General features: G+C 71.3%; 25 protein-coding genes and 3 pseudogenes. 12 read left to right on the plus strand and 16 right to left on the minus strand.

Annotated features, from left to right (window positions below):
• Positions 1 to 3: 3 nt before the first annotated feature.
• Positions 4 to 330: a chorismate mutase gene (locus ACIP93_RS24685; protein ID WP_345227051.1), complete on the plus strand. Its 327-nt coding sequence runs from the start codon at positions 4 to 6 to the stop codon at positions 328 to 330.
• A gap of 105 nt (positions 331 to 435) precedes the next feature.
• Here ACIP93_RS24685 and ACIP93_RS24690 read toward each other — a convergent pair whose 3' ends face one another.
• Positions 436 to 1,473 (minus strand): GDP-mannose 4,6-dehydratase, encoded by a 1,038-nt coding sequence (locus tag ACIP93_RS24690; protein WP_401761761.1) that lies wholly within the window; start codon positions 1,471 to 1,473, stop codon positions 436 to 438.
• A gap of 687 nt (positions 1,474 to 2,160) precedes the next feature.
• Positions 2,161 to 2,808, minus strand: a complete 648-nt coding sequence (locus ACIP93_RS24695) for a hypothetical protein (RefSeq protein ID WP_401761763.1) — start codon at positions 2,806 to 2,808, stop codon at positions 2,161 to 2,163.
• Positions 2,809 to 2,982: 174 nt separating this feature from the next.
• Here ACIP93_RS24695 and ACIP93_RS24700 point away from each other — a divergent pair, with 174 nt between their 5' ends.
• The gene (locus ACIP93_RS24700) at positions 2,983 to 4,050 is read left to right on the plus strand and encodes an MFS transporter (protein ID WP_401761765.1); all 1,068 of its coding nucleotides are present in this window, start codon (positions 2,983 to 2,985) and stop codon (positions 4,048 to 4,050) included.
• 82 nt (positions 4,051 to 4,132) lie between these two features.
• Here ACIP93_RS24700 and ACIP93_RS24705 read toward each other — a convergent pair.
• Together ACIP93_RS24705 and ACIP93_RS24710 are read right to left on the minus strand one after the other, a co-directional pair.
• A pseudogene (locus ACIP93_RS24705) lies at positions 4,133 to 4,573 on the minus strand (transposase family protein); the annotation flags it as partial.
• A 210-nt stretch (positions 4,574 to 4,783) separates the two neighbouring features.
• Positions 4,784 to 5,269 carry a hypothetical protein gene (locus tag ACIP93_RS24710; RefSeq protein ID WP_345227059.1) on the minus strand — a complete coding sequence of 162 codons (486 nt, stop codon included), beginning with the start codon at positions 5,267 to 5,269 and terminating at the stop codon, positions 4,784 to 4,786.
• Positions 5,270 to 5,863: 594 nt separating this feature from the next.
• Here ACIP93_RS24710 and ACIP93_RS24715 point away from each other — a divergent pair.
• The gene (locus ACIP93_RS24715) at positions 5,864 to 6,166 is read left to right on the plus strand and encodes a hypothetical protein (RefSeq protein ID WP_401761767.1); all 303 of its coding nucleotides are present in this window, start codon (positions 5,864 to 5,866) and stop codon (positions 6,164 to 6,166) included.
• A gap of 450 nt (positions 6,167 to 6,616) precedes the next feature.
• Here ACIP93_RS24715 and ACIP93_RS24720 read toward each other — a convergent pair whose 3' ends face one another.
• The gene (locus ACIP93_RS24720; protein WP_401761769.1) at positions 6,617 to 7,396 is read right to left on the minus strand and encodes an SDR family NAD(P)-dependent oxidoreductase; all 780 of its coding nucleotides are present in this window, start codon (positions 7,394 to 7,396) and stop codon (positions 6,617 to 6,619) included.
• A 101-nt stretch (positions 7,397 to 7,497) separates the two neighbouring features.
• Positions 7,498 to 8,856: an MFS transporter gene (locus ACIP93_RS24725; protein ID WP_401761770.1), complete on the minus strand. Its 1,359-nt coding sequence runs from the start codon at positions 8,854 to 8,856 to the stop codon at positions 7,498 to 7,500.
• A gap of 856 nt (positions 8,857 to 9,712) precedes the next feature.
• Here ACIP93_RS24725 and ACIP93_RS24730 point away from each other — a divergent pair.
• The 3 genes from ACIP93_RS24730 (at position 9,713) to ACIP93_RS24740 (ending at position 10,890) form a co-directional block, all read left to right on the plus strand.
• Entirely contained in the window at positions 9,713 to 10,003 is a 291-nt protein-coding gene (locus ACIP93_RS24730) for a helicase associated domain-containing protein (protein ID WP_401761772.1), read from the plus strand.
• Complete coding sequence (locus ACIP93_RS24735) at positions 10,000 to 10,455, plus strand: hypothetical protein (RefSeq protein ID WP_401761774.1); 456 nt, start codon at positions 10,000 to 10,002, stop codon at positions 10,453 to 10,455. The genes ACIP93_RS24730 and ACIP93_RS24735 overlap by 4 nt, the downstream gene beginning before the upstream one ends.
• Before the next feature lie 90 nt (positions 10,456 to 10,545).
• Positions 10,546 to 10,890: a hypothetical protein gene (locus tag ACIP93_RS24740; RefSeq protein WP_401761775.1), complete on the plus strand. Its 345-nt coding sequence runs from the start codon at positions 10,546 to 10,548 to the stop codon at positions 10,888 to 10,890.
• Positions 10,891 to 10,944: 54 nt separating this feature from the next.
• Here the strand turns inward: ACIP93_RS24740 and ACIP93_RS24745 are convergent.
• The 3 genes and pseudogenes from ACIP93_RS24745 to ACIP93_RS24755 form a co-directional block, all read right to left on the minus strand.
• A pseudogene (locus ACIP93_RS24745) lies at positions 10,945 to 11,456 on the minus strand (transposase); the annotation flags it as partial.
• A 160-nt stretch (positions 11,457 to 11,616) separates the two neighbouring features.
• Positions 11,617 to 12,186: a hypothetical protein gene (locus tag ACIP93_RS24750; RefSeq protein WP_401761777.1), complete on the minus strand. Its 570-nt coding sequence runs from the start codon at positions 12,184 to 12,186 to the stop codon at positions 11,617 to 11,619.
• Positions 12,179 to 12,778 (minus strand): hypothetical protein, encoded by a 600-nt coding sequence (locus tag ACIP93_RS24755; RefSeq protein WP_401761779.1) that lies wholly within the window; start codon positions 12,776 to 12,778, stop codon positions 12,179 to 12,181. Before ACIP93_RS24755 ends, ACIP93_RS24750 begins: the two co-directional genes overlap by 8 nt.
• Before the next feature lie 422 nt (positions 12,779 to 13,200).
• Here ACIP93_RS24755 and ACIP93_RS24760 point away from each other — a divergent pair, with 422 nt between their 5' ends.
• The gene (locus tag ACIP93_RS24760; RefSeq protein ID WP_401761781.1) at positions 13,201 to 13,806 is read left to right on the plus strand and encodes a hypothetical protein; all 606 of its coding nucleotides are present in this window, start codon (positions 13,201 to 13,203) and stop codon (positions 13,804 to 13,806) included.
• Here the strand turns inward: ACIP93_RS24760 and ACIP93_RS24765 are convergent.
• The 3 genes from ACIP93_RS24765 to ACIP93_RS24775 are packed head-to-tail and all read right to left on the minus strand — an operon-like array spanning position 13,727 to position 15,150.
• Positions 13,727 to 14,098, minus strand: a complete 372-nt coding sequence (locus tag ACIP93_RS24765) for a DedA family protein (protein ID WP_401761783.1) — start codon at positions 14,096 to 14,098, stop codon at positions 13,727 to 13,729. The genes ACIP93_RS24760 and ACIP93_RS24765 overlap by 80 nt on opposite strands.
• A gap of 18 nt (positions 14,099 to 14,116) precedes the next feature.
• Positions 14,117 to 14,413, minus strand: coding sequence for a hypothetical protein (locus tag ACIP93_RS24770; protein WP_401761785.1), 297 nt, complete (start codon positions 14,411 to 14,413; stop codon positions 14,117 to 14,119).
• Complete coding sequence (locus ACIP93_RS24775) at positions 14,410 to 15,150, minus strand: class I SAM-dependent methyltransferase (protein ID WP_401761787.1); 741 nt, start codon at positions 15,148 to 15,150, stop codon at positions 14,410 to 14,412. Before ACIP93_RS24775 ends, ACIP93_RS24770 begins: the two co-directional genes overlap by 4 nt.
• 180 nt (positions 15,151 to 15,330) lie before the next feature.
• Between ACIP93_RS24775 and ACIP93_RS24780 the strand changes: the two genes are divergently transcribed.
• Entirely contained in the window at positions 15,331 to 16,437 is a 1,107-nt protein-coding gene (locus tag ACIP93_RS24780) for a sensor histidine kinase (RefSeq protein ID WP_401762040.1), read from the plus strand.
• Positions 16,434 to 17,084: a response regulator gene (locus tag ACIP93_RS24785; RefSeq protein ID WP_401761789.1), complete on the plus strand. Its 651-nt coding sequence runs from the start codon at positions 16,434 to 16,436 to the stop codon at positions 17,082 to 17,084. The genes ACIP93_RS24780 and ACIP93_RS24785 overlap by 4 nt, the downstream gene beginning before the upstream one ends.
• Positions 17,085 to 17,126: 42 nt before the next feature.
• Here the strand turns inward: ACIP93_RS24785 and ACIP93_RS24790 are convergent, their stop codons facing one another.
• From ACIP93_RS24790 to ACIP93_RS24805, 4 genes and pseudogenes are all read right to left on the minus strand, one after another.
• Positions 17,127 to 17,381, minus strand: a complete 255-nt coding sequence (locus ACIP93_RS24790; protein WP_401762042.1) for an EF-hand domain-containing protein — start codon at positions 17,379 to 17,381, stop codon at positions 17,127 to 17,129.
• Positions 17,382 to 17,573: 192 nt separating this feature from the next.
• Positions 17,574 to 18,116 (minus strand): annotated as a pseudogene (locus tag ACIP93_RS24795) (DUF3159 domain-containing protein); the annotation flags it as partial.
• A 132-nt stretch (positions 18,117 to 18,248) separates the two neighbouring features.
• Positions 18,249 to 20,384, minus strand: coding sequence for a prolyl oligopeptidase family serine peptidase (locus ACIP93_RS24800; protein WP_401761791.1), 2,136 nt, complete (start codon positions 20,382 to 20,384; stop codon positions 18,249 to 18,251).
• Between the two features lie 232 nt (positions 20,385 to 20,616).
• Positions 20,617 to 21,276: a helix-turn-helix domain-containing protein gene (locus ACIP93_RS24805; protein ID WP_345227078.1), complete on the minus strand. Its 660-nt coding sequence runs from the start codon at positions 21,274 to 21,276 to the stop codon at positions 20,617 to 20,619.
• 440 nt (positions 21,277 to 21,716) lie between these two features.
• Here ACIP93_RS24805 and ACIP93_RS24810 point away from each other — a divergent pair, with 440 nt between their 5' ends.
• The 3 genes from ACIP93_RS24810 (at position 21,717) to ACIP93_RS24820 (ending at position 25,419) form a co-directional block, all read left to right on the plus strand.
• Positions 21,717 to 22,808 (plus strand): glutamate--cysteine ligase, encoded by a 1,092-nt coding sequence (locus tag ACIP93_RS24810; protein WP_401761793.1) that lies wholly within the window; start codon positions 21,717 to 21,719, stop codon positions 22,806 to 22,808.
• A 162-nt stretch (positions 22,809 to 22,970) separates the two neighbouring features.
• Entirely contained in the window at positions 22,971 to 24,659 is a 1,689-nt protein-coding gene (locus ACIP93_RS24815; RefSeq protein WP_401761795.1) for a class I adenylate-forming enzyme family protein, read from the plus strand.
• A 358-nt stretch (positions 24,660 to 25,017) separates the two neighbouring features.
• On the plus strand, positions 25,018 to 25,419 hold the full coding sequence (locus ACIP93_RS24820) for a hypothetical protein (protein ID WP_401761797.1): 402 nt from the start codon (positions 25,018 to 25,020) through the stop codon (positions 25,417 to 25,419).
• The last annotated feature ends 21 nt before the right edge of the window (positions 25,420 to 25,440 follow it).

The raw sequence follows: 25,440 nt of genomic DNA on the forward strand, positions 1-25,440 counted from the left end.
GGCATGTCCGAAACCGTGGAGGGCTGCTCCAGGCCCGAACGTTCCACCGACGCCGTTGAGCCGCACGAGCCCCGTGAACGCGACAACCCGCACGAGCCGAACGAGCACACCGAGCTGAACGCGCTCGACGCGCTCGACGACCAGCTCATCGCTCTGATCCTGCAGCGATCACGGCAGGCCCGCAACGCTCAGCGGATCGGCCGGGCTTCGGGCCGGCCGATGACGCCGCTGGCCCGTGAGAACGAGATGCTGAGGCGCTACGCCCGCCACCTCGGCCGCGAAGGCACCGCGATAGCCATGGCGGTGCTCACGCTCTCGCGACGTCCCTGAACTCCCGCTCCCGACGACCGCCTCCGCTTCGATCGCACTGAGCCGACGAGCACGGGGTGGAGTCCCCGGCTGCCCGTCGGCCCGGTGCGAGGTCCTGGCCGCCCGCTACCAGCTCGCCCCCGAGAGTTCCGCGCGCTGCTCGCTCACCAGACGGGCTTGCTTCAGATCCGACTCCACCATCATCCGCATGAGTTCCGGGAATTCCACCTGCGGTTCCCAGCCCAGGTGCTTACGGGCGTGGGAGTAGTCGGCGCACAGGGTCTCCACCTCGGCGGGACGCACCAGGCCGGGGTCCACGTACACGTAGTCCTCCCAGTTCAGACCCACGCATTCGAAGGCGATCCTGGCCGCGTCGCGCACCGAGTACATCTGCCCCGTACCGACCACGTAATCGTCCGGCTGATCCTGCTGGAGCATGAGGTGCATGGCGCGGACGTAGTCCCCCGCGAATCCCCAGTCGCGCACCGCATCGAGATTTCCGAGGCTCAGCTTCTCCTGGAGGCCGAGCTTTATCTGCGCCACGGCGAGCGAGATCTTCCTGGTCACGAACTCCGCGCCACGTCGAGGCGACTCGTGGTTGAACAGAATTCCGGACGCGGCGTACATGCCATAGGACTCCCGGTAATTGCGAGTCATGTAATGACCGTACGTCTTCACCACGCCGTACGGGCTACGCGGGTGGAAGGAGGTCGTCTCACTCTGCGGCGACTGCGTCACCATGCCGAACATCTCGGACGACGATGCCTGGTAGAAGCGGATCTGTCCGTCGACGACGCCGTTCGCCGACGGCTTGGTCAGCCCGCTGACGATCCGGATCGCCTCCAGCATCCGCAGAACTCCGGTCCCGTTGACTTCGGTGACCAGTTCCGGCTGCTGCCAGGACATCGGAACGAACGAAATCGCCCCCAAGTTGTAGACCTCGTCCGGCTGCACGGCATTGACCGCCGTGACCAGGGAGCCCTGGTCCATCAGATCGCCGTGCACGAATTCGAGGTCCGGGACCAGTCGGCTGACTCGGTCCTTTCGCGGGTTCGCCTGCCCCCTGGTCAGTCCCCAGACCCGATACCCCAAGGAAAGCAGGTGCTCCGCCAGATACGACCCGTCCTGCCCGGTGACACCAGTAATCAGTGCGCGCTTGGCCATCCCATACCCCTTCGATTTCACGGAGGGGCCAGCGAAGCAGTAAAAGAGCTAAGGAATTTGCGAGACTTCCCCCCGCTCCGGACCGCATGGACGCCCCCGACAGCCCCCTCCACCTGCGCCGTACGGGGCCGCCGTCCCCGCCCGCCGGCGCCGGGCACGGGGTCCGGCCGCCCGGCGGGAACGCGTGCCATCAGCACAGGGCCGCGGTACGACCCGTCCTCGATGAGTTGTCCGCCGACGGGGATGTCTACGTGCCCACCCCGGTTCGGACGACCGAAGCCGAGACTCCGCCATCCCGGCCAGACGGCGGCCACTGGCGGACTCCGTGGGTTCCAGGGCCGCTCGCTTGGTCGTGATGAGAGCCGGCGAGACCCGTCAAGGGCGCCCGGTCCCCTGTAGATCGTGATCTTCGTCGTTGATGGGCGGCCTGCTGTTCGTAGTGGCAGGCCCGGGCTTGATGGCGTCGTCGCCAGGCGGACCACCCGAGGTGATGTGCGGCTGGGCAAACGGTGATGGCCAGGGAAGGTGGACGACCGCCAGGTTTCTGCCCTTGATGTTGGACCGATGGGGCTGGGGGCAGGGTAGGCATTCCACGGCAATACCGGGAACGAACAAAGCAGTTGCCGCTGGGCGGAAGTTCGTTCCGCCCGGCTGCTGAAGAGGACCCCTTGCGCGCGGCCCACCGCCTCAGTGACCGCCTTGCGGCTTCGTGCATCCGCCTTCCAGGTACACCCCATGGGTCTCGAACGTGGCCGGGCTGCCCAGCCGTCCGGTGACGCAAGGGCCGATCCCGGGGACGAAGGAGGAGAAGCCGAGGGTGCCACCGATGCGGTGGACACTCCCGGAATCGACTTCGTAACCGAGCCGGACGAGGGCGGCGGCGAGGTCGGCCTCGTTCGCGGGGGACTTGGCGCCCGAGCCGGTGAGTGCCTTCCTGATGCGCTGCGCGTGGGCCTCACCCCGGCAGCGCGCCTCCGACGACAGACGTACCTGCCGCTTGAAGGCGTGGTTCTCGGCGTACTTGGCGGCCTCGGAGTCGCTGGGCCGCGGCTCGGATTTGGCGGGCCCGTCGGGCGGAGGGGTGCGGCGGGCCTCGTCGCAACGGGCCGCCACGTCCGGGAACGCCTTGTCATGAGCAGCCTTGGCGGCGGTGTCCACAGGAGCGGGAGCGGGCGCTGTCGGAGAGGCGACGGCGGCCGTAGCTGTCGTACCCGTTCCGCCGGCGCCGACGTGGGTGGCGCCGCACGCGGTGAGGGCGAGCAACGCGAACACCGATGCGACGGCGGCGGCCAACGGCCGGTACGACGTGCGCGTCGCGGCGGTCCTGCATGTCACGGGTGGTCTCCCCTCTCACCTGCGGTCTCGGCACCCGCGATTATGCCCGCAGGCCCCACGGACTGGGGCCGAGTCCGGACGAACCCGCTCGGTGCACCCGGGAGTACGTCGCCGAACCTTCGGACGGTGCGGTCGTCGTCAGGGACGCCGAGCGGCAGGACAGACAAGAGGGCCATGCTCCAATTCGGCCCGTGCGCACTGGACGTCTGCACTCCGTCGGCGTTCGGCGGGGCAGTCGCCCTGCGTACCAGTGCGATCGGGGTGTCGGCGGCGACGGGGCCGCTGCTCGGCGGGGTGCTGGTCGCGCACTTCGGCTGGCAGGCCGTCTTCTGGATCAACGTCCCGGTCGCGCTCCTGCTCGCGGCCTTCACCCTTGCCCTGCGGGTGCCGGTCCCGTCTTCGCGCGCCGCAGGACCGCAACGCCTCGACCTCACCGGCGCGGTCCTGCTGGCGGGCGCGCTCGCGGTGCTGGTGCACACGCTGTCCGGGGTGCCGGCGTATGGCTGGGGTGCGGCCCGAACCTTGTTCGGGCTCGCCGTCGCGGCGGTGGCCTCGGCCGGGTTCGGGGTGCACGAACACAGGGCCGCGTACCCGATCGTGCCGGCGGCGGTGGCACGATCCGTGCCGGTGACCGCGTCGATGGTGATGCTGTTGGTCAGCGGTGGAGCCATGTTCGGGGCGCTGTTCGCGACGACGTTCCACCTCCAGGACGTTCTGGGCCTGGACGCGCTCGCCAGCGGAATGCGGGTGATGCCGATGACCGCGCTCATGGTGCTCGGCGCACCCGTGGCGAGCAGGGCGCTGCGCCGGTACGGGGCGTGCCGTACCGCGGTCGTGGGTGTCGCCCTGGTATCCGCGGCCCTCGCGGCACTGGCCCTGACGCTGACCGGCGCGGGACCTGCCGGACCGGCCGGGGCATGGGTGGCCTTCGGTCTGCTGGGGGCGGGGTTCGCCACCGTGATGGTCACCACCACCGAAACCGTGGTCGGTGACGCTCCGTCCGGGTACGCCGGTGTCGTCGGCGGCCTCAAACAAACCGCCATGAACATCGGCCCGGTCTTCGGTATCGCTGTCGCCGCCAGCCTGATGCCGTCAAGGTCCGCCGCCTTCCGGGACGCGTTCGTACTGACCCCCACCCTGTCGGTGCTGCCCGGACTGGCCGCCCTCGGGCTGGTGCCGGCACTCCTGCTGCCCGGCGGGCAGACGCGCGGTCGCAAGTTCGCGAGTGCGGATCGAACGTGAGTTCCAACTGTCGCATCTCTGTGAAAGGGTGGCCGGCATGACGACGCAGCCCGTTCGTACGACGCCCGAGTTGGACCAAGCCCAACGGGCGGGCGTGGGTGATGTCCGGGCAGCTTGCGGGCAAGGCCGGGCTGCACCACAGCACGTGCCCTTCGCCGTCCGTGACCGCCATTGATTTCACGGCGTTCTGCTTGTTCTTGCCGGGAATGGATTTCTCCCGGCCCCTGCTCTTGGCCGCGGGGCGTCGGACACGGATTTCCGTGCCGTCGGTGATCCCGGTCTTTCTGCTGGTGCCGAGGTGGTTGACGGCCTCTGCGAGGGTGCGCGGGCGGGGGCCGGGGACGACGGTGCAGCCCCGCCCGGCGAGCAAGGGCCACACCTCGTTGACGGTGCGGGTGACAGTGGAGCGGTCCCCATCGAACCAGCAGGCCAGCACGTGGTGGGTGGCACCATGACGCAGGTGGACCAGAGTGGCCGGCAGCCGGTCGACGAACACCAACTGGTGCTTCGCACCGGCCCCCACGGCTCGCTCCGCCGTCGTGAGACACGCCCTGGCCTGATGGCGGGCATGTCACAACGGACCGATACCAACGACGAGTTCACCGATCACGTCGGCTGTCGGACTGGTAATCCGACGGTTGCTGGCGATCGTTGCCCGAGCCACGTTCCCCACCACCCCCGTGGTGCGACACGAACAGCCTCGATATCTCACCACTTACCATGCACGGGCTCGTTAGCCCTGGTGGAAGACCCTGACGTTCCAGTCCGCCTTCCAGTTGCCGTCGCCGAACCGGAGGTCGGCCGTGCACTTGTAGGTGTCACCGTCGCATGCCAGGCCCGTCACCGGAACAGGGGCGGCCACGCGGTTTACGGCCGAGCGGTTCTGGTGGAAGACACGGACCGACCACTCCGCCTTCCAGTTTCCGTCACCGAACTTGAGAGCGGCCAGGCACTTTCCGGTGTCACCGTCGCAGGTGGCGCCCGTGACCGGAACCGGGGCGGCGGCACGGTGGTCGGCCGAGCGGTTCTGGTGGTAGACGCGGGCGTCCCAGTCCGCCTTCCAGTTGCCGTCGCCGAACCGGAGGTCGGCGGTGCACTTGTAAGTGTCACCGTCGCAGTTGAGACCGGTCACCGGGACCGGGGCGGCGGAGACGGATCCGCTGAAGCCCAGTGCCAGGGCCGAAGCAGCGGCCAAAACGCCCAAGGTCGTACGCAGCACGAGAGTTCCTTTCAGGTAGCAGCCGGACAAGTGCCGGCCGGTCAGGGAAGAGATGCGGCAGCCACAGGGTCCGCCACTCCTGCAGCCCTCAGGCATCACCAGCACGAGTGACGCATTGCCGCCAAACGGGTCAAGGGACGATCCCTCTTCGGTGTCTGCCTTGGGAAGCGGAGCAGGCGGGGGCCGGGCTGCCGAAGGGGGCTGCCACGGGCGGGCTGTCGCAGGAGCGACGGGACGTCCTGGATGAGATCGATCCTGGGTGGGCGCCGGTGTGGGACGCGGGCTGGCAGCGGTACCTGCGGTTGGTGCAGAACCACCTGGAGCACGGTGGCAGCATGCCGATGGAGGCTGGTGAGGTCGTCGTCCAGGGCGAGAACCTCGGGCGGTGAGTGCAGGGATGCCGGTTCGGGTGGGACGCCCCCGGAAAGCGACACCACACCTCACCAACCCGACGACATCCGCACCCATACCGGTACCGCCGACCAGGGCCCGACAGCGATGCAACCACCTGACGTCCGCACAGTGAAAGAAGCGCGACGCGCAGCAGCAACGGAGGACATCAAATGCAGACCCGCGCGTCGGGGTACCGTGCCGGTGAGCAACGCCATGGTTGATGGCGGGGTGGGTACTGAGCAGTTGGAGCAAACGGTCTGCCTCGGTCTGCGCGAGGGAAACCTCGACCCGCAGAACGTGGTCGCCCTCGCCTGCGAACTGCTCGGCTCGTTCCATGACAGCGACGCCGTCCTGGAGGTCATCGAGCGGAATCCTGCTCAGGTGTCGTCGGCGGAGATGACGGCCCTGGCCCGGCGCATCCTGGACGACGTGGGTTTCGACCCGGGTTCAACTGAGGCGGCCCCATCCTGGCGGGCATGTGCGACGACCCGACCGTGGCACTGACCAATCTGACGATCATGATTCAGGAAAGCCTGCACGAATGGACCCGGCAGGTCTGGCCGGTGTGTCCCCGGCATGACCTCGGCGTCCACGGCGCGGAGCGAAATGGTGCGGCCGTGTGGTGGTGCGCTGGCGACGGCGGACACATGCTGGCGCCGGTCGGTGAACTCACGTGCGCTCCCGGGCTGAGTCGGCCCCGGTAGGGGTGGAGGTGCAGGTCATCCGAACGATCGCGGGGGCAGGCGGTGGGTGCATAGTTCCGCTGTTTCCTGGTGCGGGGTAGAGGCTTTCGTACTCGGGGGCGCCGGGCGGAAGGACGTGCCGGGTTGCAGGCGTGGACGTATGCGGCGCGACGGTGCCCGCGCACGGCACGGTGTTGCTACGGGTGACACCGGAGGGGCAGCTTTCAGGTTCCCGTCGCCGGTGGCGTCGAGCCGTGGTCCCGTTGTGCTGTCACTGCTCCAGTCCCTCAGGCAGGTGGACTGTCGTCGGCGGCGGGGGGTCGTTGCGGCTGAGGTGTACTTCCGGCAGGACCGACAGTGCTCCGCCGTCCACTGGCAGGCAGACTCCGTTGACGTACGAGGACGCGGGCCCGGAGAGGAATGCGACCACCTCGGCGACCTCCTGGGGGGAGCACAGGCGCTCCAGGGGGTGGGCCGCGCGGATCCGGTCCCGTTCTGCGGGGTCGCGCCAGCGGTGGGCGTTGCGCTCCACTGCGACGAAGCTCGGCTCGACGACGTTGGTACGCACTCCCAGGTGTCCCCATTCGGTGGCGGCAGCGCGGGCCAGGGCTCCGAGGCCCGCTTTGGCCACGGCGTACGGGGCGAAGCCGGGAGAGGCGGCGTGGGCGTGCACCGAGCCGATCAGGACGAGGGAGGCGGGTCGGCCGGCGGGGTGGCGGCGGACGAGTGCGGTGGCCGCCTGCCACGCCGAGACGAGCCCGACGTCCAGGACCCGGTGCCAGTGTTCGGGCGCCAGGTCCTGGAGCGGGGCGCGGTGTTCGCTCAACAGCGCGTGCACGAGGATCGAGGGCGGCTCGGGAGCGGCGTCCAGAGCACGGTCGAGCAGGGCCTGGCCGGTGGCATCACCGTCGAACGCGATGGTCACGCCGGGCAGGTCGTGCACGGCCGGGTCCTGGTCGACGGCGATGACAGGGGTGCCGTCGGCGAGCAGCCGGGCCACCACGGCGCGGCCGATCCCGCCCGCGGCGCCGAGAACGACTGCGGTGGTCATCAAGGTCACCTTCTGTTCGTGCGGGGTGGGTGGTTGAGGCAGGTGGTGTCCGGCGGTCGCTGGTTGCGACGGGGAGTTGGGGTGGGTACGGCCTTGCTCGTCTATGCGCGGTGGATGTTGATGTCTTCCAGTTCCTTCCCCGTGGTGGCGAGGAAGGGCGAGGCGGCGACGACGGCTGCGGCGAGCAGGTAGGCGGACGCGTAGAGGGCGATGGAGCGTAGCCCGAACCGCTCCAGGAGGTGGGGTGCGAGGATCACGTTCAGCGCGATCATGAGCCGGGTGACGGCCTGCGCGATGCCGCTGCCGAGGCCGCGCAGATGTGTCGGGAACGCCTCGGACGACCACACCCAGGACAGTACGCCGGGTCCGAACCAGGTGAGCAGGGAGTAGAGGACGAAGAAGGCCAGCAGAAGTCCCGAGGCCTTCGGGCCGAGGAAGGCGATGCCCAGCCCTGCCAGAAAGACGCCGACGCAGGACCAGATGCCCAGTGTTCTGCGGTTGATACGGTCGATCAGCTGGGCGCCGGCCACGACGGCGCACAGACCTGCCGCGAAACCTGCCAGCGAGAACCACAGGGAGTACTGTGCGCCGATTCCACTGGCCTGCATGACGAGCGGGCCCGCGATGGTGGCGACCGCGCCTCCAAATGCCTGGAGCGCGAAGAACCCCGTGACCGCCGCGAGGCGCGGCCCCGTGCCGAGGGTGAACAGTTCACGCAGCTTCCGCTTCTTCCTCAGGTGCTCGGCAGGAGTGGCGGGTTCCTCGACGCCCAGGATCGTGAACACTTCCCTTGCCTCGTCGTGGCGCCCCTGCGCACGCAGCCAGCGCGGCGACTCCGGCAGGAACTGACGGGCGATCAGGACACCGAGTGCGGGGACCGCTGCGAATCCGAACAGCCAGCGCCAGGTGTTCTCCCCCGTCACGCCGCGCAGCGCGAGGGCGATGAGCACGCTGGTGATCGCACCGCCGAGCCACATCATGTTGGGCAGCGATCCGGCGACCCGGCCGCGCCTCGCTCTCGGGGCTATCTCCGTGAGGAAGGCGTGTGAGGTGGGGATGTCCATGCCGACGGCGACGCCGATGAAGAACCGGGCCAGCATCAATTGCCAGACCTCCGTCACGAACGCGGCAGCCAGGGAGGCGACGACGAAGAAACCCAGGTTGATGACGAAGATGACCTTGCGGCCGAACCGGTCGGACAGGTCGCCGAAGACGACGAGGCCCACAGCGGCGCCGATGAACGCGATGGCGCCGAGCCAGCCCACCTCGGTGGGCGTCAGGTCGAAGGCCGGTTTGAGGAAGAGCAGCGCCGAGCCCATGACGAGCAGGTCATAGCCGTCGATGAATTCTCCGAACGCGACCAGACGCGGCGTCCAGCGCTTGGTGAACCGCGCTCTCGCAGGGCTCAGCCCTCCGGTACCGGCCGCGGTCGCGGGAGAAGGAGCGGCGGCCATGTTCATGTGGGTGTCGGTTCCCTTCCGAAAGACAGCGGGCGTACGTCAGGGGTCAGGCCCTCGGCCGAGCCAATCACCGGCAAGTTCGCGGGGCCGCCGGCCGTCGGTGCCTGCTCGGGTGCGCCGGATGTGGCCCGACGGAGTGCCGGGGACACTCCGCACACTGGTACACGAGGGGCGACATCGATAGATGGCCCGTACATGTTGCCCACTAGTCGTCTACGCCTGGCCGAAATGGAGCGGTCCGCGTGAAGACGGTTCGCCGGCTTCCGGTCATACGGCTCGTGTCACCTTCGCCGCCGAAGCCTCACCTGGCGGGGCGTGACGCAGCCGGCGGGCCCCTGCCACGCGATCGCTGCGTCACGTGATACAGCGCAAGGCACGGGTTGGTGCGGGTCGAAGGCGCTGGATGCCTTGCGGGCATTCGTTCGACTCACCAGCAGCCACTTCTTGCCGCCGACCACTGCGGTGTGGGACGGGTACCCCGTCGGGGTGTGGGCGAAGAACCTGCGTACGGCGGCCCAGCTGGCGGGTGCGCGTGCGGAGCAGATGGAGGCAGGGCTGCCGGAGGGCCCCGCGGCCGGGGGGTGTCGCGGGAGCGGCGGGACGCCCTTGATGAGATCGACCCCGGGTGGTGCCCGGTGTGGGACGCGGGCTGGCAGCGGTGTCTGCGGCTGGTGCAGCAGCACCTGGAGAACGGCGGGAGCATGCCGATGGAGGCCGGTGAGATCGTCTCCAGAGCGAGGACCTCGGGCGATGGGTGCAGGGATGCCGGTTCGGGTGGGATGCGCTGCAACCGGCGCAGTAGGGGCTCCTGGAGAACGCCCTCGGGCTCGAACCGGCTGACGAGTCGGAGCGGCCGGTGAAGCGCACGCGGGATGACAAGTGGAGGCTCACCCTCGCGGCGGCGAAGGCGTTTCATGCCCGTGAGGGGCACCTTCGGGTGCCGAGGAAGCATGTGGAGTCCGTGGAGTCGCACGGCGCGGGAGACGTTCAGAGCGGCTCTGGCGGCCTTGGAGTAGTGGACGTGAAGTTGGGGATGGTGTTGGACAACATCCGTAAGCGTGCCGACAAGCTCCCCGCCGAACGCCGGGCCGAGCTGGACGCGCTGGGGATGCGGTGGACGACGGCGAAAAAGGCGGCGGCGCGATGAGCACGGATGCATACACCAGCAGGCCGGTGGAGCGGGCGGCGGAAGAGGTGCGGGAGGGCTTGGCGGTTGCGGCGTTGGCCGTCGCGGTCTGTTCCTACGCGCAGTTCGCCGTGCACGCACGCTTCGACGCCGGGATGACAGGAGAGGTCCTGCCCGTGCTGTGGTCGGTGGTCCCCGAGGAGCAACGGGCGGCGTACCCGGCCCGGCTGGAGGAGTTCGTGGACACCCACCGCGAGCGGCTGGTGCGGCTGTTCGCGGAGTACGGGCCGCAGTCCGCAACGGCCAGGCACGGGAGGTGCGAACTGCTCGCCCACCCGGTGTCGCTGATCGTCCTGGAGCAGCTGGTGGCTGTCCGCTCCCGGTACGCACTGGCGGCACGGTGGAACGGGGAGCTGCCGGACCGGTGGCTGAACGACATCAGCACCACCTGGGGCGTCGGCGAACTGCTGTGAACCAGGGCGCAGGAGCCGTTGTCGTGACCCGGGATTGGATAATTCGTTGTTTGGTGGCCGGCCCATCGCCTTTCCTGCTTCGGGAGCGCTGTGCCCGCCACGACCAGCATCACGTTCCGTCTGGCCGCACTCACGGGGATGATCGCCGCCGGTGCAGCCCTTCCGGCCGCCTCAGCCGCAGCGAGCGAGAACATCGTGGGGATCGGCAACGCCGCCTTCGACAACACGATGATCAACATGAACAAGCAGGTCACGGCCGTGGCCCTTACGACGCAGGGCAGCGGAGTGCTGAGCAACCTCAACCAACTGCCCCTGGACCTTCCCCGCAACGGCGGAGCCGGCGGCGAGGGCATGCGCGATCCCGGTGGTGCCACCGGGGGAGTCGCTCGCTTCGTTGAGGCAGTGGGCAAGTGCTCAGGTCTGTGCTCGCTTTAGCTCGTCTTTCGACCCCCGTGGCGGAGCTGGGCGCGGTGGTGGCGAGGGATGTCAGCTGTCTGCGGGCCGCGGCTTCTTCGTCCAGCTCGGGGTGCACCCGTTGCGGGTCAGGCGCCGGGTCATGAGTGTGATGAATGCCCAGTTCAGATGGGCTTCGGCAGGTTGGGGCAGTCGCTCATGGTCCCTGGCGTTGCGGCGGGCGTTCATGGTCCAGCCGAGGGAGCGTTCGGCTTTCCAGCGCCGGGGCAGGACGACGAAGCCACGCGTGCCCTTGGGTTGCAGCACGGGCCGCAGGGTCACCAGAGGTGACCTGCGGCCCAGGCGGGTAGCAGGTCGCGGGCGTAGGCGGAGCCCGCCCAGACCTGGGTGATCTGTGGGTGGGCGAGCCGCAGGCGCCAGAGCTGGTCTCGGGCGACGACCTCGTCGCGGACGCCGCCCGCCGTCACCGTACTCATCACGGGCCGGCCCAGGGTGTCGACGACGAGGTGTCTCTTGCGACCGTTGATCTTTTTGCCCGCGTCATAGCCGCGGTTGTCCCGGCCGACGGTGGAAGCCGCCTTGACGGACTACGAGTCGACGATCAGCGTCACAGAGCCTTCCACCGGCTCAGGCTGAGGCCCTCCCTGGCGGCCAGGCCGACGGAGGTGAGGACGTAGGGCTCGCGCCCGGTGCCCTCATGGGGAACAGGCGTGGTGGCTGCCCGGCCCCGCTGCATACCGCGCGGCTTCATGGCATCAGGTGGGCCATGGAGCGTGCCCGCTCCCACATACCGGGGATCTGCTCGCTCGGGCGCTGCTGTTCGCCGTGCAGGGCGTTGAGCACCACCAGGCATCCGGTCAGGGCCGGCACCGCCCACTGCGCCAGGTGCAGCTGCCGTCGCGCCTTGTCCAGGTCGATCGGGTGCTTGGCTGCTTTCTCGGTGTCAGCAGGGTCGGAGGAGGAGGCCAGCTCGACTTTCTTGCCCAGAACCCGGGCATAGGCCGTGGCGGCCAGAGCCGCGGCGGTGACCACGGTCTTGGCCGTGGTGGAGGCGGCCACGCCCTGCTGGGTGGCGACGCGGTGCGCGTTCACGGCGAGCAGTCCACCACCGCCGAACAGGTGCGCGCCGATCGCGGCGGCGTTGACCGGCGTCCACTTCGCCCATCCCGACGACGAGATCCGGTCTCGGGTCGTCTGCGTGCCGCCTTCGTCCTCGGCCGCACCGTTGAGACCGATCGCCCCCATCAGTGAGCCGCCGAACCAGGCCGCCAGACCAAGATCGTGCAGGCTGCGAATGGTGGTGTTGCGTTCAGACATAACGGAGCTCCTTCAGGGAGGGAAAGAGGGGTTCGGCCGACATGGACCGCACCCCCAACCCTCGCCAGCCTCCGCAGATCCCGCCATCGCAGGAGATCAGTCGGGTGAGGGTCCGGACGCTTCCGGCGGGCGGCTGCACCGCGTACGGGCTCCCCTCGACGATGACGTCCGCTGCGCGGTCGTCGGACAGGTCCGCCCCGGTGCCGACCGGCTGGACGACCTCGATGCGGGTGGCGTCGGCGGCGGCCGAGACGGTCACCGCAGGTGCCGTGGCCGAGGGCGGGACGTCGTCCTGGTCGTCGTCGGCGGGCCTCAGCAGGAGCTGCCAGGAGGCGTACTCGCCTTTGATCGTCTGGTCGGGGCTCCCGGAAGGGGCGACTGTGTCTGGTCTCCCGGCATAGCGTCCGGCCCGGAAGGAACGTGGGGGGGGCCGGGGTGTGCAGTGTTGCTGTGCGCTGGCGAGCCCGATGGTTGTGGCGGAAGTCCCGGTGGGCCCGAGCAGAACGATCCTGTCGTAGAGGGCGGCGACAGTTGTTGCGGCGACTGCGGCACCGCTCAGGCGGCTGCGGCGTGGCCGAGGGTCGGTGTTCATTCTTGTGCTCTCCTTCGGTCAGTACTGCTGTCGCCTGCTACAGGTGCGGAATGCTTCGTCGGTGTGACAGTTGCCGCGAACTTTTTTAGAGAGGTGGTCGACGGAGCAGCGGTCGGTGGCCCACGCGTCGGTGGCCCGCGCCGCGACCGGGACAAGCCGACTCCCCTCCCCCACCGGGCACTTGGGCAGGAGGAATTCGACCGCGTCAGGAAGTGAGAGGGCCGGGCCCGGCCGGCGGGCGACGGGCGCGTCAGGCCCTGTGGTGCGCGCGAGTGGTGGGAACAGCCCGTGGTGAGAACCGTTCGAGCCGTCGGGCCGTGGGGTTAATCTGCCGTAACGGGCGGCGAGTTGGCGCGGGCGCGCCGGATACGTACCATCCGCCTGCGACAGGGTTCCTGGAAACAGGAGGACGGAGCGGTGCGGTGAACGACGCGATACCCGATGCGGGATCCGGACCAGGACCGGAGGCGGGGCCGGGGGCTCCCGCGGCACCTGGCATCGACTGGGAGGCCGAGGGCCGCTGGCACGACACGCGGCCCGCGTCGTTCGTGGCGGTGACCGTCGTCGGGTGCGCCGTGGCCGCCGGGGTGTGCTGGGCGGCGGGGAACACGGGCTGGGTCCGGGTGATGGCGCTCGGCCTGGTGCTCTCGGTGCTCGGCGCCTGGCTCAACGACCGGATGATGGTGAGCCTCCAGAGGAGGACCGGTGTTTCCGTGCGGCACGCGGCGGTGCTGCTGCGGCACCTGCGGCAGGAACGGATTCCCCACGATCCCCGGGACCGTCGCGTCATGGCCGAACTGGTCCGGATGCAGATCGGCCGGCAACGGCCGGTGACGGGATGGGCCGCGGTGACGGGCCTGGCGGTCTTCGTACTGCTGGCCGCCTTCATGCTGGTCGCCGGCCACGTCGTCCTGGCCGTCGGAACAGGGGTCCTCGCGGTTGCCTTGATCAGGCAGTACCGCGGTGCCGCCCGGGTCCGCGCCCGGCTCGCACGGATGGAGAGGGTGCTGGCGGAGCCGGACGCCTGAGTCCCGCTGCCGCGCGTCGGCGGATTCCGGCCGTGGTCAGGATCGCAGCGGCGGTCGCGCCGGCGGCGAGGGCGAGGACCGGGCCGCCCACTGCGAGGGCGTGCTGGAGGGAGGTGGCCGCCGCGTATCCGGCGCCGGCTTCCGCGCCGGCCCACAGGGGTGCGGCGAGCAGGCTGGAGGGGGCGATGCGGCGGTAGGGCACCCCCGTGGCGCCCGCCAGGTGCGGGGCCAGGGTGCGTACGACAGGTACGAAACGGGTGAGGAGGACGGCCCGGCCACCGCGTCGCGCCATGAGGACATCGGCGCGCCGTTATGCGGCGGCGGGGATGCGGTGCCCGGCACGGCCGGTGCGCAGGCGGCTGCCCAGCAGGTGCCCGGTGCGGTGGCCCAGAGCGTCGCCGGCCACGACCGCGCACGAGGCGGTGGCGATGACCAGGAGGAGGTTCAGCTCGCCGGTGCGGGCCAGTGCCCCGGCGGTCAGCAGCAGGGCCAGGGTGGGAACGAACGCGCCGATCAGCAGCACGGACTCGACGAGCACCGCGGCGGCCAGGACCGCGTAGGCGGCCGGGGCGGGCACCTGGCCGAGCAGCGTGGTCGGCGTGGTCATCGGCGCGCGCCGGCCGGTACGGTCCGGGGCATCGCCGGGGCCGCGGAGGCGGCCGGGCCGGCCGGCCGGCGCAGTTGCCAGACCTTCGCCGGGGGCAGGTTGCCCCAGACGCTCCGGCAGCCCGTGGCGTACCGGCGCTGGTAGGCCGCCAGAACGTCTTCGACGGCCCGGTGGCGGCGGGCTCCGGCACGCGAGGTGGTCAGGGTGCGTGCGTAACGGGTGCCGCGGTAGGCGAAGTAGGTGAGCGTGCCGCCGGGGTGCAGCAGATCCAGGTACCGGTCCATGATCGTCTCGACCTCGGCGGGGGTGAAGTTGGTGAAGGGCAGACCGGAGACGATCACGTCGTAGTGGCGGTCGGTGCCGAGGTGCTCGACGAGGGTGTGGTGGACCCGGATCCGTTCCCGCTCTCCTGCCAGGTGCGGGTGGTCGTGGACGAGGCGGCGCAGCCGGTCGGCGAAGCGGCGGTTGGCCTCGACGATGTCCAGCCGGCTGCCCGCGGAGAGCCGGTGGATGAGGGTGCGCGTGACCGAGCCGGTGCCCGCCCCCGCCTCCAGGACGTTCAGGGGCCGCGTGCCGCTCCCGGCGACCGGGTCGGTGAGCAGGCGGGCCAGAGCTCTGCCGCTGGGGGCGATGGCGCCGGTGGTGCGCAGGTCGCGGACTGCTTCGCGGAGGAACAGCCGGCCCTCGGCGTTGCGTTGCGCGAGGGCACGATCGGGTGAGGGGGTCCAGTTGTTCATGGCTTCGACGCTACGAATCGCCGGTCCCCTGTGAATCCTCCCTTGTGCGACGCCATTCCCCTACGAAAGTAGGGGGTGCCGCGGGCCGGTCGGCGGAGGGCGGGCGGCACGGGGGCTGCTTAGGGTGACGGAGTGAGCAGGAGCAGCGTGGTGCGGTGGCCGGTCTGGGCCGACGTGGTGATGGTCCTTGTGGTGACCGCGTCGTCGATGCGGGACGCCGCCATCGCTTCCGGGCAGGGTCTGGGTGAGCCGTCGGTGGTCGCCGGCGCGGTCGCGGGCCTGTCGCTGGCGGTGCGGCGGCGCCGGCCCCTGGCGGTGACCGCGGTGACGGTGGCCGCGGCAGGGCTGTGGGGCCTGGTGCTGCCGCTGCTGGTCGCCCTGTTCCATCTGGCCTCGCGTGGACGCGCCTGGCCGGCTGTCACCGGCGCGGGTGTCGCGCTGCTCACCAACGTGCTGGTGCATCCCGCGCTGAGCCTGCTGGCCACCCGCTCGTACGGGCCCGCCCTCCTCCTGGCACTGGCGGTCGCCCTCGGGCTGTGGGCGGGAAGCCGCCGCCGCCTGGTGGAGGCCCTGGCCGGGCAGGTCGAGCGGCTGCGCGTCGAGCGGGAGCTGCGCGAGCAGGCCACGCGCGCCGCCGAACGGTCCGCGATCGCCGCGGAGATGCACGACGTACTCGCCCACCGCCTGAGCCTGATCGCCCTGCACACCGGTGTTCTGGCCACCAGGAAGGACCCCCTGCCCGCCCAGGTCGCCGAACGCCTCGCCCTGCTGCGCAGCGCCTCCACCGACGCCCTGACCGACCTGCGCGACGTCCTGGGCGCCCTGCGCAGCGACCCCGCCCCCGACCACACCCCCTCCGCCGGCCGGCCCGCGCCGGTTCTGCGCGACGTGGAGGAGGTGATCGAGCAGGCGCGCACCGCCGGGCAGCTCGTCGACACCACCATCGAGGGCACGCCGGAACGGGCTCCCGCGGCGCACCGGCTCGCCGTCTTCCGGCTGGTGCAGGAGGCACTGACCAACGCCCGCAAGCACGCCACCGGCGCACCCGTCGGCATCCGGATCGACTACGGCCCGCCCGCCACCCTCATCGAGGTCATCAACGCCCCCGGCGCACCCGGGGCGGGCGGCGCACCCGTGGTGCCCTCGGGGTTCGGCCTCGTGGGTCTGCGCGAGCGCGTCGAGGCGCTCGGCGGCCACCTGCACGCCGGCCCGGGCGGCGCCGGGGCCTGGCGGCTGGCCGCCCGTATCCCGCACCCCCTCACCGAACAGAACGGCACTCGCACGTGATCCACGTCATGGTCGTCGACGACGACGCCCTCGTACGCCTCGGGCTGACCGACCTCCTCGGCAACGACGAGGGAATCGAAGTCGTCGCCCAGGCCGCCGACGGACTGGCCGCCGTCGAGCAGGCCACCGCCCACCACGTCGATGTCGCCCTGGTCGACGTCCGCATGCCCCGCATGGACGGCATCACCACCACCTCACGGCTGTGCGCCCTGCCCCGTCCGCCGAGGGTCATCACCCTGACCACCTTCGACCTCGACGCCTACGTGTACGACGCGCTCGCCGCAGGAGCCGACGGCTTCCTGCTCAAGGACACCGACCCGGCCGAGATCCTGCGCGCCGTCCACCTCGTCGCGGCGGGCTCGGCCATGCTCCACCCCAGCGCCGCCCGACGCCTCATCGACCGCTACCACCACACCCACCACCCGCGGGCCGCCTCCGCCCGCCGGCGCGTCGACCGCCTGACCCCCCGCGAGAAGGACGTGCTGGCCCTGCTCGCCGAGGGGGACACCAATGCCGAGATCGCCCAGGGGCTCGGAATGCGCGAGAGCACCGTCAAGGCACACGTCAGCCGCATCCTGACCGCCCTGCACGTCACCAACCGGGTACAGGCCGCTCTCCTGGCCCGCGACGCCGGCCTCACCCACTGACCCGCGGCCCCGGGGCAGCCCGTACCGGCTGAGGGAGCGCGGTCAGTTCCAGCCGAACCGGCGGTCCACCACCGCGGTGAACTCCTCGAAGGACAGTACGGCGTCGCCGTTCTGGTCGGCGGCGTCGAACAGGGCGGAGGACGCGTCGGTGTCCTGCACGCCCCAGGACGGGATCACGCCCGCTGCGGCCAGCGACGGGCCCTTCGCCCGCAGGGCGACGATCACCTCCTCCCGGGACAGCAGCCCGTCGCCGTCCAGATCGAGGGCCTCAAAGAGCCTGCGGGCCTTGTCACTCATCACATGTCCCCGTCGGTGTGTGGGCGGCGGATGCGCCGTCCCGCTCATGCGGAAGGACGCGTGCCCAGCGCCCCGGGTTGCCCGCCCCACCCTGCGGCCGGCGGGCGGGGGCCGGGGCTGCCGTCCGGCCGGGCGGCCGGCCTCCCGTCGGGCCCCGGGGCCGGTCCGCGCCCTGAGCCGCCGGCCGGACCGCCGGGCGGCCCAGACGACTGCCAGGAGGGCCGGCGCGAGCAGCGGGTGGCCCATGGCGATCCGCGCGAAGGCGAGCCGGCCCGTGGAGTCCTCCTCGTACAGCCACTGCTGGACGACGAACCTGGCCGCGAACACACCGGTGAGCGCGAGGGTGGCGATGTCGTAGGAGCGGACCGACGGCTTGTCCTTCAGCCAGGCGGTCCCGGTGCTGTTCAGCGCGCCCCAGATGATTCCCGCCAGGGGCCGGCGGACCAGGACGGAGAGGAGGAAGACCGCTCCGAGCACGAGGCTCGACCAGATGCCCAGCAGGCAGTAGCCCTTCGCCGAGCCGGTCTTCCAGGCGACGAAGGAGGCGACCGCGACACCGAACAGGCCGGACAGGGCGGGCTGTACGGGTTCCTTGCGGACCAGGCGCAGGACGGAGAGCGCGACGCCGGCTCCGACGGCGGTGAAGATCGCGGGCGTCAGGCCCAGGGAGGCGTTGGCGAGCACGAAGGCCACAATCGGCAGCATCGTGCAGACCATGCCCGTGGCACCGCCCATCTGCTCCAGGGCGGTGGGCCGGGCCTTCGGGGACGCGGGGCGGTGAGGCGTATCTGTTCAGTCATGGCGGATCAACTCACCGGGGTAAGGGGGGTGTTGCCGGCATGTGCTGTCTGCTGCCGCGTACCGGCGCTACCGCGGCTGCCGCCTCCCGGCGCGTCCTGCCGCATTCCGGTCCGTACCGGCGCGAGTGCCCAGGTGGCGGGAGAGGAAGCGGTCGGCCGCGTGGTACATGTCGATGTTGTTCTCCGGGTTGACGAAGCCGTGGCCCTCGTCGTCCTTGACCATGTACTCGACGTCGACGCCCCGGGCGCGGAGCGCCTCGACGATCTGGTCGGACTCGGCCCGGGTGACGCGGACGTCGTTGCCGCCCTGGATCACCATCAGCGGGGTACGGATCGCGTCGACCCGGCTGATCGGCGAGCGGGCGAGCAGTTCCGCCTCCTGCGCGGGGTCGTCGGGGTTCCCGGCGTAGCGGTACCAGTTGTTGTACAGCGACGGCTTCACGAACTCCGGTACGTTCCGCAGGAAGGTGACGAGGTTGGAGATGCCGCAGAAGTCGATCGCGGCGGCGAACACGTCGGGGGTGAAGGTGACGCCGACCAGCGTGGCGTAACCGCCGTACGAGCCACCGAAGATGCCCACGCGGTCGCGGTCGGCGTACCCCTCGGCGACGGCCCAGTCGACGGCGTCGATCAGGTCGTCGTGCATCCTGCCCGCCAGTTCCCCGACGCCGGCCTGGAGGAAGGACTTGCCGAATCCGGTGGAGCCGCGGAAGTTCACCTGGAGGACGGCGCAGCCGCGGTTGGCGAGCAGTTGGGCCGTGGGGTCGAACCGCAGGCTGTCGCGGTGCCAGGGGCCGCCGTGCACCAGCAGGACCAGGGGCAGCCCGCGCGGCTCGGCCCCGCGGGGCAGCGTCAGGTACGAGGGGAGGCCCAGCCCGTCCCGCGCGGTGATCGTGACCGGGGCCACGGGGGCGAGGGTCGCGGGATCCAGTCCCGGCAGGGGGCGGAACAGGAAGCGGCTTTCGCCGGTGGAGTGGTCGTAGAAGTAGGTGGCGCCCGGGTCGAGGGGGTGGCTGAAGCTGACGACCCAGCGCCGGCCGCTCGTGTCACCGGACACGGAGGCCAGTTCGCCTTCGGAGAGCTTCTCCAGGTTCTCCAGGACTGCGGCGAAGTGGGGGTCCAGCGCATGGACGACCTGGCGCTCGCCGAGGTAGCGCACGCCGAGGAGCTCTCCGGTGCCGCGGTCGAGGATCAGCGGTTCCGGCATGGTGGGGAAGACACTGGAGCGGGTGTCGAGGTCGAGTCCCGGGTGGCTGTCGACCGGGGTCTGCGTACCGCTGGCCAGGTCGAGCCGGGCGATGCCGAGGTGGTCGGTGTCCCCGTAGGAGGCGATCCACACGCCGGTGCCGTCCGGGGTGGGCTGGAACGGGTTGATCCCCACGGGGTGTTCGGCTCCGTCGAAGGTGGCCACCGGGCGCAGGGCTCCCGTCTCCGGGTCCCACTGGGCGAAGTCGATCTCTCCGCCGGGTGTCCAGATCTGGGCGTACAGCTTCCCGTCCGGAGTCGGCAGGAGTCCGGCGAACCGGCCCGGGTTCTGCGCGACGACCGTCAGCTCGCCGGTGGCGATGTCGACTTCGCAGAGGTCGAACTCGGCGGGACTGCGGTGGTTCAGGTGCACGGTCATCCTGCCCGGACGGGCGGGCGACGTCTCCCAGGCCACGGCGGTGGCCCCGGGGTAGGGGGTGAGGTCGAACGCCTCGGCGTCGGGATCGTCCAGGTCGACGCGGTAGACGTGCCAGTTCTCGTCGCCGTCGTCGTCCTGGGCGTACAGCAGCCACCGGGGGTCGTCGGTCCAGCGGAAGGTGTGCACGCTGCGGTTGTCGTCCGCGGTGACGCAGCGCGCCGGCTCGCCCGCGTCGAGGCTCTCCACCCATACGTTGAGCCGCTCGCGCCAGGGGGCGAGGTAGGCGATGCGGGTGCCGTCGGGCGAGATCGAGGCCGCGACGCGGGCGGGCGGGGCGAAGAAGTCCTCGACGGCGAGGAGGGGGGCATGGGGCGGGGAGTGGTGCGGGAGGCGGTTCGGGTCCTGGTGCGGGACGGCTTTCGGGGCCGCGTCCGGGACGTCGTCCGGCACGTCGTCCGGCACGTCGTTCGGCACGTCGTTCGGGACGTCGTTCTGGGCATGGTTCGGCGCGTCGTTCTGGGCATGGTTCGGCGCGTCGTTCTGGGCATGGTTCGGCGCGTCGTTCGGAACGGTCGGCATGAGGACACTCCTTGTCGGATACGTGGTCCGTGGGTCGAGGTGCGCTCCCCGAGGAGGGCTGCGTCGGCCCCGCCCTTGCGCGCGCTCTGCGGGGGCGGCGGTGCCGGGCGGCGGGGCTCGTGACGCCCGAAGGAGGGCGGCACTCGCGGTGTCGGGCGACAGGGCCCGCAGCCGCCGGGCGGGCCCGCGGTGCCCGGCGGCAGGACCCGCAATGCCGGGCGGGCCCGCGGTGTCACGCCACGGGGTTCCCCACCACTCCCCCGGTGGCGGTGCGGATGGCCTGGGCGAACCGTCCGGCGAGCTCCGGCACGTCGGAGAACTCCGTGAGGTCGGCACCGGACAGGACGGCCGCCCCGATGTGCTCGTCCAGCACCCGGATGACCGCCGCGGCTGCCGCGGCGTGCACCCGTACGTCGAGGTCGTCTTCGGGGCGGTCCAGGCGGCCCCCGATGATCGACCGCAGCTGCCGTTCCGTCTGGTCGCAGGCCATCAGCCAGGCCGTACGGAGCGCCGGTTCGGTGTCGGCGAGCCGGATCATCTGCATGGCGAGCATCTCGTCGGCGTGGCTGACGGGCGGCGCCTCCTGCCGGAGCCGGTTCAGTTCGGCGGTGAGGTGGTCTTCGAGGGAACTCTCCCGGGGCCAGCTGCGCAGCACGCTCAGCAGGGTGACGACGCCCTGCATGACGATCGGCTCGGCGCAGCTCTCCTTGCTGCGGAAGTGGCGCCAGATGGTCCGCGTGGACAGGCCCACCGCCTCGGCGATCTGGTCACCGCCGGTGGCGGCCACGCCCTGCTCCCAGAACAGGCGCGCGGCTTCCCGCGAGATCTCCAGCCGCAGCCGCTCACGCCGCTGGTCACTCATTCCGCCCGCGCTCCGCTTCGTCTCCGCCACGGCGCCCTGCCACCTCTCCGCTTCTGTCTCTCAACGACAATATGTCACTTAGTGACACTCGACAAGAGAGGCGGCGCCTCGCACGGCGACGCTCGCCCGCCGACGCCGAAGAACCTGATCGAGCCAACAATCGAGCGGCCCCGCCGTCCGCTCCCCGCAGCGGCGACCGGACTCCCCCGCCTGCCGGCCACCGGCGCTCTTACCGCCGGTTACGGTGCTCAGCTCCGGCACGCGTGCCCACGGGAGCACCTCCACCCGAACACGGGCCGCCGTCCGGACCGTTGGCACCGGTCGGCCCCCGTACGCGCCATTCCGCCGCGAAGGTCCGCCCCGTGCGGGCCTTCGGTGCCAGCATGGTGACCATGACGACTACAGGGCGTACCCCTGCCGGTCCCCGGGGGCCTTCCGCGGGTCGTGGCCGCGGCCGGACCATCGCGGGTGTGCCCGTCCCGCTGACCATGGGCGCGGAGGAGGAGTACCTCCTGGTCGACCCGGTGTCCCGGGCGGTGAGCGCGGCCGGCCCGGAGGTGGTGGCCGAAGCGGCGGGTGAGCTCGGCGACCGCGTCGGCCCGGAGCTGACGCGTTATCAGGTCGAGGTGCGCACCGACGCCCACAGCAGCCTGGCGGAGTTCGCCGAGCAGGTCCGCTCCACACGTGCGACCGTCGCGCGGGCGGCGGCGCGGCACGGCCTGCGGATCATCTCCAGCGGCACCCCGGTCCTCGGCCAGGCCACTCCGCCGCCGTTGACCGGGAGCCCCCGTTACGCCAGAAGTGCCGCGATGTTCCGTTCGCTGGACGATGAACAGAGCGCCTGCGCCTGCCACATCCACATCGGCGTTCCCGACCTCGCCACCGCGGTGCGGGTCAGCAACCACCTGCGCCCCTGGATTCCGGTCCTGATCGCCCTCACCGGCAACTCGCCCTTCTGGGCGGGCCGCGACACCGGCTACGCCAGCTGGCGCACCACCACCTGGGGCCGGTGGCCGGTGGCGGGGCCGCCGCCGTACTTCGAGTCCCTCGCCCACTTCGAGGACCTCGTCGCAGGCTTCATCGCCACCGGCACCGTCATGGACCGCGGCGGCCTGTACTGGGACATCCGGCCCTCCCACCACGTACCCACGCTGGAGTTCCGCTTCGCCGACGCGACCACCACCCCGGGCGAGACCGTACTGCTCGCGGGCATCCTCAGAGCGATGACCGCGGACGCGCTGCACGCCATCGCCGCCGACGAGCCGGCGTTCCGGCCGGAGCCGGAGATGCTGCGGGCCGCCTGCTGGCGTGCGGCCCGCCACGGCCTGGCCGGGCAGGTCATCGACCTGACCACCGGCGGGCTGTCCCCCGCCGTCGGCCAGCTGGACCGGCTCCTGTCCCGGCTGCGGCCCGCTCTGCTGAGTCACGGCGACAGCAAGCTCGTCCACACCCTCTGGTCGCTCCAGCGCGCCCACGGCAACGGCGCGGAGCGGCAACGCGCCGCCCACCGGACCCGCGGCAGCCTCGCCGACGTCGTCGACCATCTGATCGACAGCGCCTGACCGCTGACGCCCGGTCAACTCAGCGGACGACCTGCGCTTCCCGTTCCCGCCGAGGGGTGGGGCATGGTGCTCCGCGGCCCCGCACCCGAAGGAGCCTCCCTGCGGGAGAACGGCACCCGCCTGGATGTTTGTATATAGCAATGATCATGTTTGTATATAGCAATGATCGTTGACACACAGCAGACCCACGAGCGACGGACGTACCTGGACCACGTCCTGGAGCACTGGCACGAGGACCAGGACGCGGAGGCGCTCGTCCAGGGCGCCCAGCGGCTGACCAGGGCGCAGGCACGCCGACGGCTGTTCCGCCTGGGGCACGCGCTGCGCAGGCAGGGGCTCGTGCCGGGCGACGGCGTGGGGCTCTTCCTCGCCAACCGGGTGGACTCCGTCCTGGTACAGCTCGCGGTCCACCTCATCGGCTGCCGCGTGGTCTTCCTGCCGCCCGAGCCGGGACCCGGCGAACTCGCCGCGCTGGTCGAGCAGTCCAAGGCACGCGCGGTGGTCACCGACCCGCTCTTCGCGCGGCGGGCCGCCGCCGCGGCCGGCCGCAGCGCCCACGCACCCGTACTGCTCAGCCTCGGGCCCTGCGAGGAGCAGTGCGCCGACCTGCTGGCCCTGGCAGCCGAGTGCCCCCCGGTACGTCCCGAGGGCGTGCCCGCGGCGGGTGCGGACGAGTCCGTCACCGTCCTCTACACCGGTGGCACGCTGGGCCGCCCCAAGCTCGCCTCGCACAGCCACCGCCTCTACGACGCGCTGGTGGACCTGACGCGCAGCACTTCCGAGGACTCGGGGCCGGGCGCCTTCCTGACCGCGCGGCCCGCTCCGGTTCCGGCCCCGGCCCGTGCCCCGGGTTCCGTCCCCGCCCCCGGCCCGGTCACGGCCCCGGACCGGCACCGGGTGCTCGCCGCCACGCTCCTCACGCACGGGAGCGGGCACCTCACCGCGATCCAGGCGCTGGTGACGGGGTCCGTCCTCGTCGTGCTGCCCGAGTTCGAGCCCGGGTCCGCGCTGGAGGTGCTGCGCGAGGAGCGGATCACCGCCGTGATGTTCGTACCGCCCATGCTGTACGCCCTCCTCGACCACCCGCGGTGCACGCCGGGAGCCCTGCCCGCGCTCCGGCGCGTCGTCGTCGGAGGCGCGGCCTCCTCGCCCGCCCGGCTGCAACAGGCGGTCGCCGTCCTCGGTCCCGTGCTCAGCCAGGGCTACGGACAGTCCGAGGCGCTGGGCATCACCGCGTTCGGCGCGGAGGAGCTCGCCTCCGAGGCGGCCCGGCGGCCCGAACTCTGGCGCAGCTGCGGCCGGGCGATATCGGACACCGAGATCGAGATCCGCGGGGAGGACGGCACGGAGCCCCTGCCCGCCAAGCGGGTCGGCGAGGTCTGCGTACGGGGAAAGTCGGTGATGCTCGGTTACTACGAGGACCCGGAGCGCACCGCCGAGGCGCTGCACGACGGCTGGCTGCGCACCGGGGACATGGGTTACCTCGACGACGAGGGCCATCTCTACCTCGTCGACCGGGCCAAGGACATCATCGTCACTGGCAGCACCAGCGACAACGTCTACTCCCGGGTGCTGGAGGACTTCCTGCTCACCCTGCCCGGCGTGCGCAACGCGGCGGCACTGGGCGTACCCGACGAGGAGTACGGGGAGGCGGTGCAGGTCTTCCTGGCCACGGCGGACGGCGCCGACGTCGACCCCAGGGCGGTCGGTGAGGCGGTGAGGGCCGAACTGGGAGAGCTGTACACACCCCGCAGGACGGTCCTGCTGGACCGCCTGCCCACGACCAAGGTCGGCAAGGTGGACAAGAAGGCGTTGCGCGCCGCGTGGACCGAGGCCGGGCCGGACAAGTAGGCCGCGCGGCGCGCCTCGGGTCCGCGCGACGAGGTGTGCCGGGAGGTGCGGTGGCGCTCTCGGCGGGCCGTGCCGCCGCTCGGCACGGCCCGCCTGCGGGGAGCCGTCTGCGGACAGGGGCCTGCGGGCAGGGACCCCGCGGGGAGTGACCGGGAAGTGACCGGCGTGCGACCGGGCCGGGCGAGGGTGAGTCCGTACGGCGGCGTCACTCGGGGCGACGGCTCGTCCGGAGCCGCGCGGTGCCCCGGCCGGGGCGATCGGACGGTCCCGGCCGAGGTAATCGGATGGTCCCGGGGGACACCGTCATCGGTCCGGGCGTGTCGCCGCCGGGCCGGACCGCCCCCACCCAAGGAGTCCCATGCCTCGTCGCGCCCTTGTCCGCTCGCTCCCCGTCTCCGTCGCCGCGCTCGGCCTCGCCGTGTCAGCGGTGCTCGTCCCACCCGTGGCGGCTGCCGCTCCGCCCTCGGAAGTGCCTGCGGCCTCCGGCACCGGCTCGGCTGCTTCCGCCGTGGACCCGACTCCGCCGAACATCATCTGCGACTCCGGGTGGGACCTGAAGCCGGGCACCTACTTCTCCACCAGCTGCCGGCCGGACGGCTGGGTGCCCTACCAGGAGTACCGCGCGGTGGTGCACTGCACCAACGGGGTGGCGTACGGCCCCTGGGTGGTCCCCTTCGACGCCCCCCGCAGGACGGTCTCCACCGCGCGGTGCTCGGGAGGCACCCGGACCGGCTGGGACACGCAGTGGCGCCGCCCCTGACCGGGCACTCGTGCGGTGATC

This window comes from Streptomyces sp. NPDC088745, from assembly GCF_044751045.1.
In the GTDB taxonomy this organism is placed as follows: domain Bacteria; phylum Actinomycetota; class Actinomycetes; order Streptomycetales; family Streptomycetaceae; genus Streptomyces; species Streptomyces cremeus.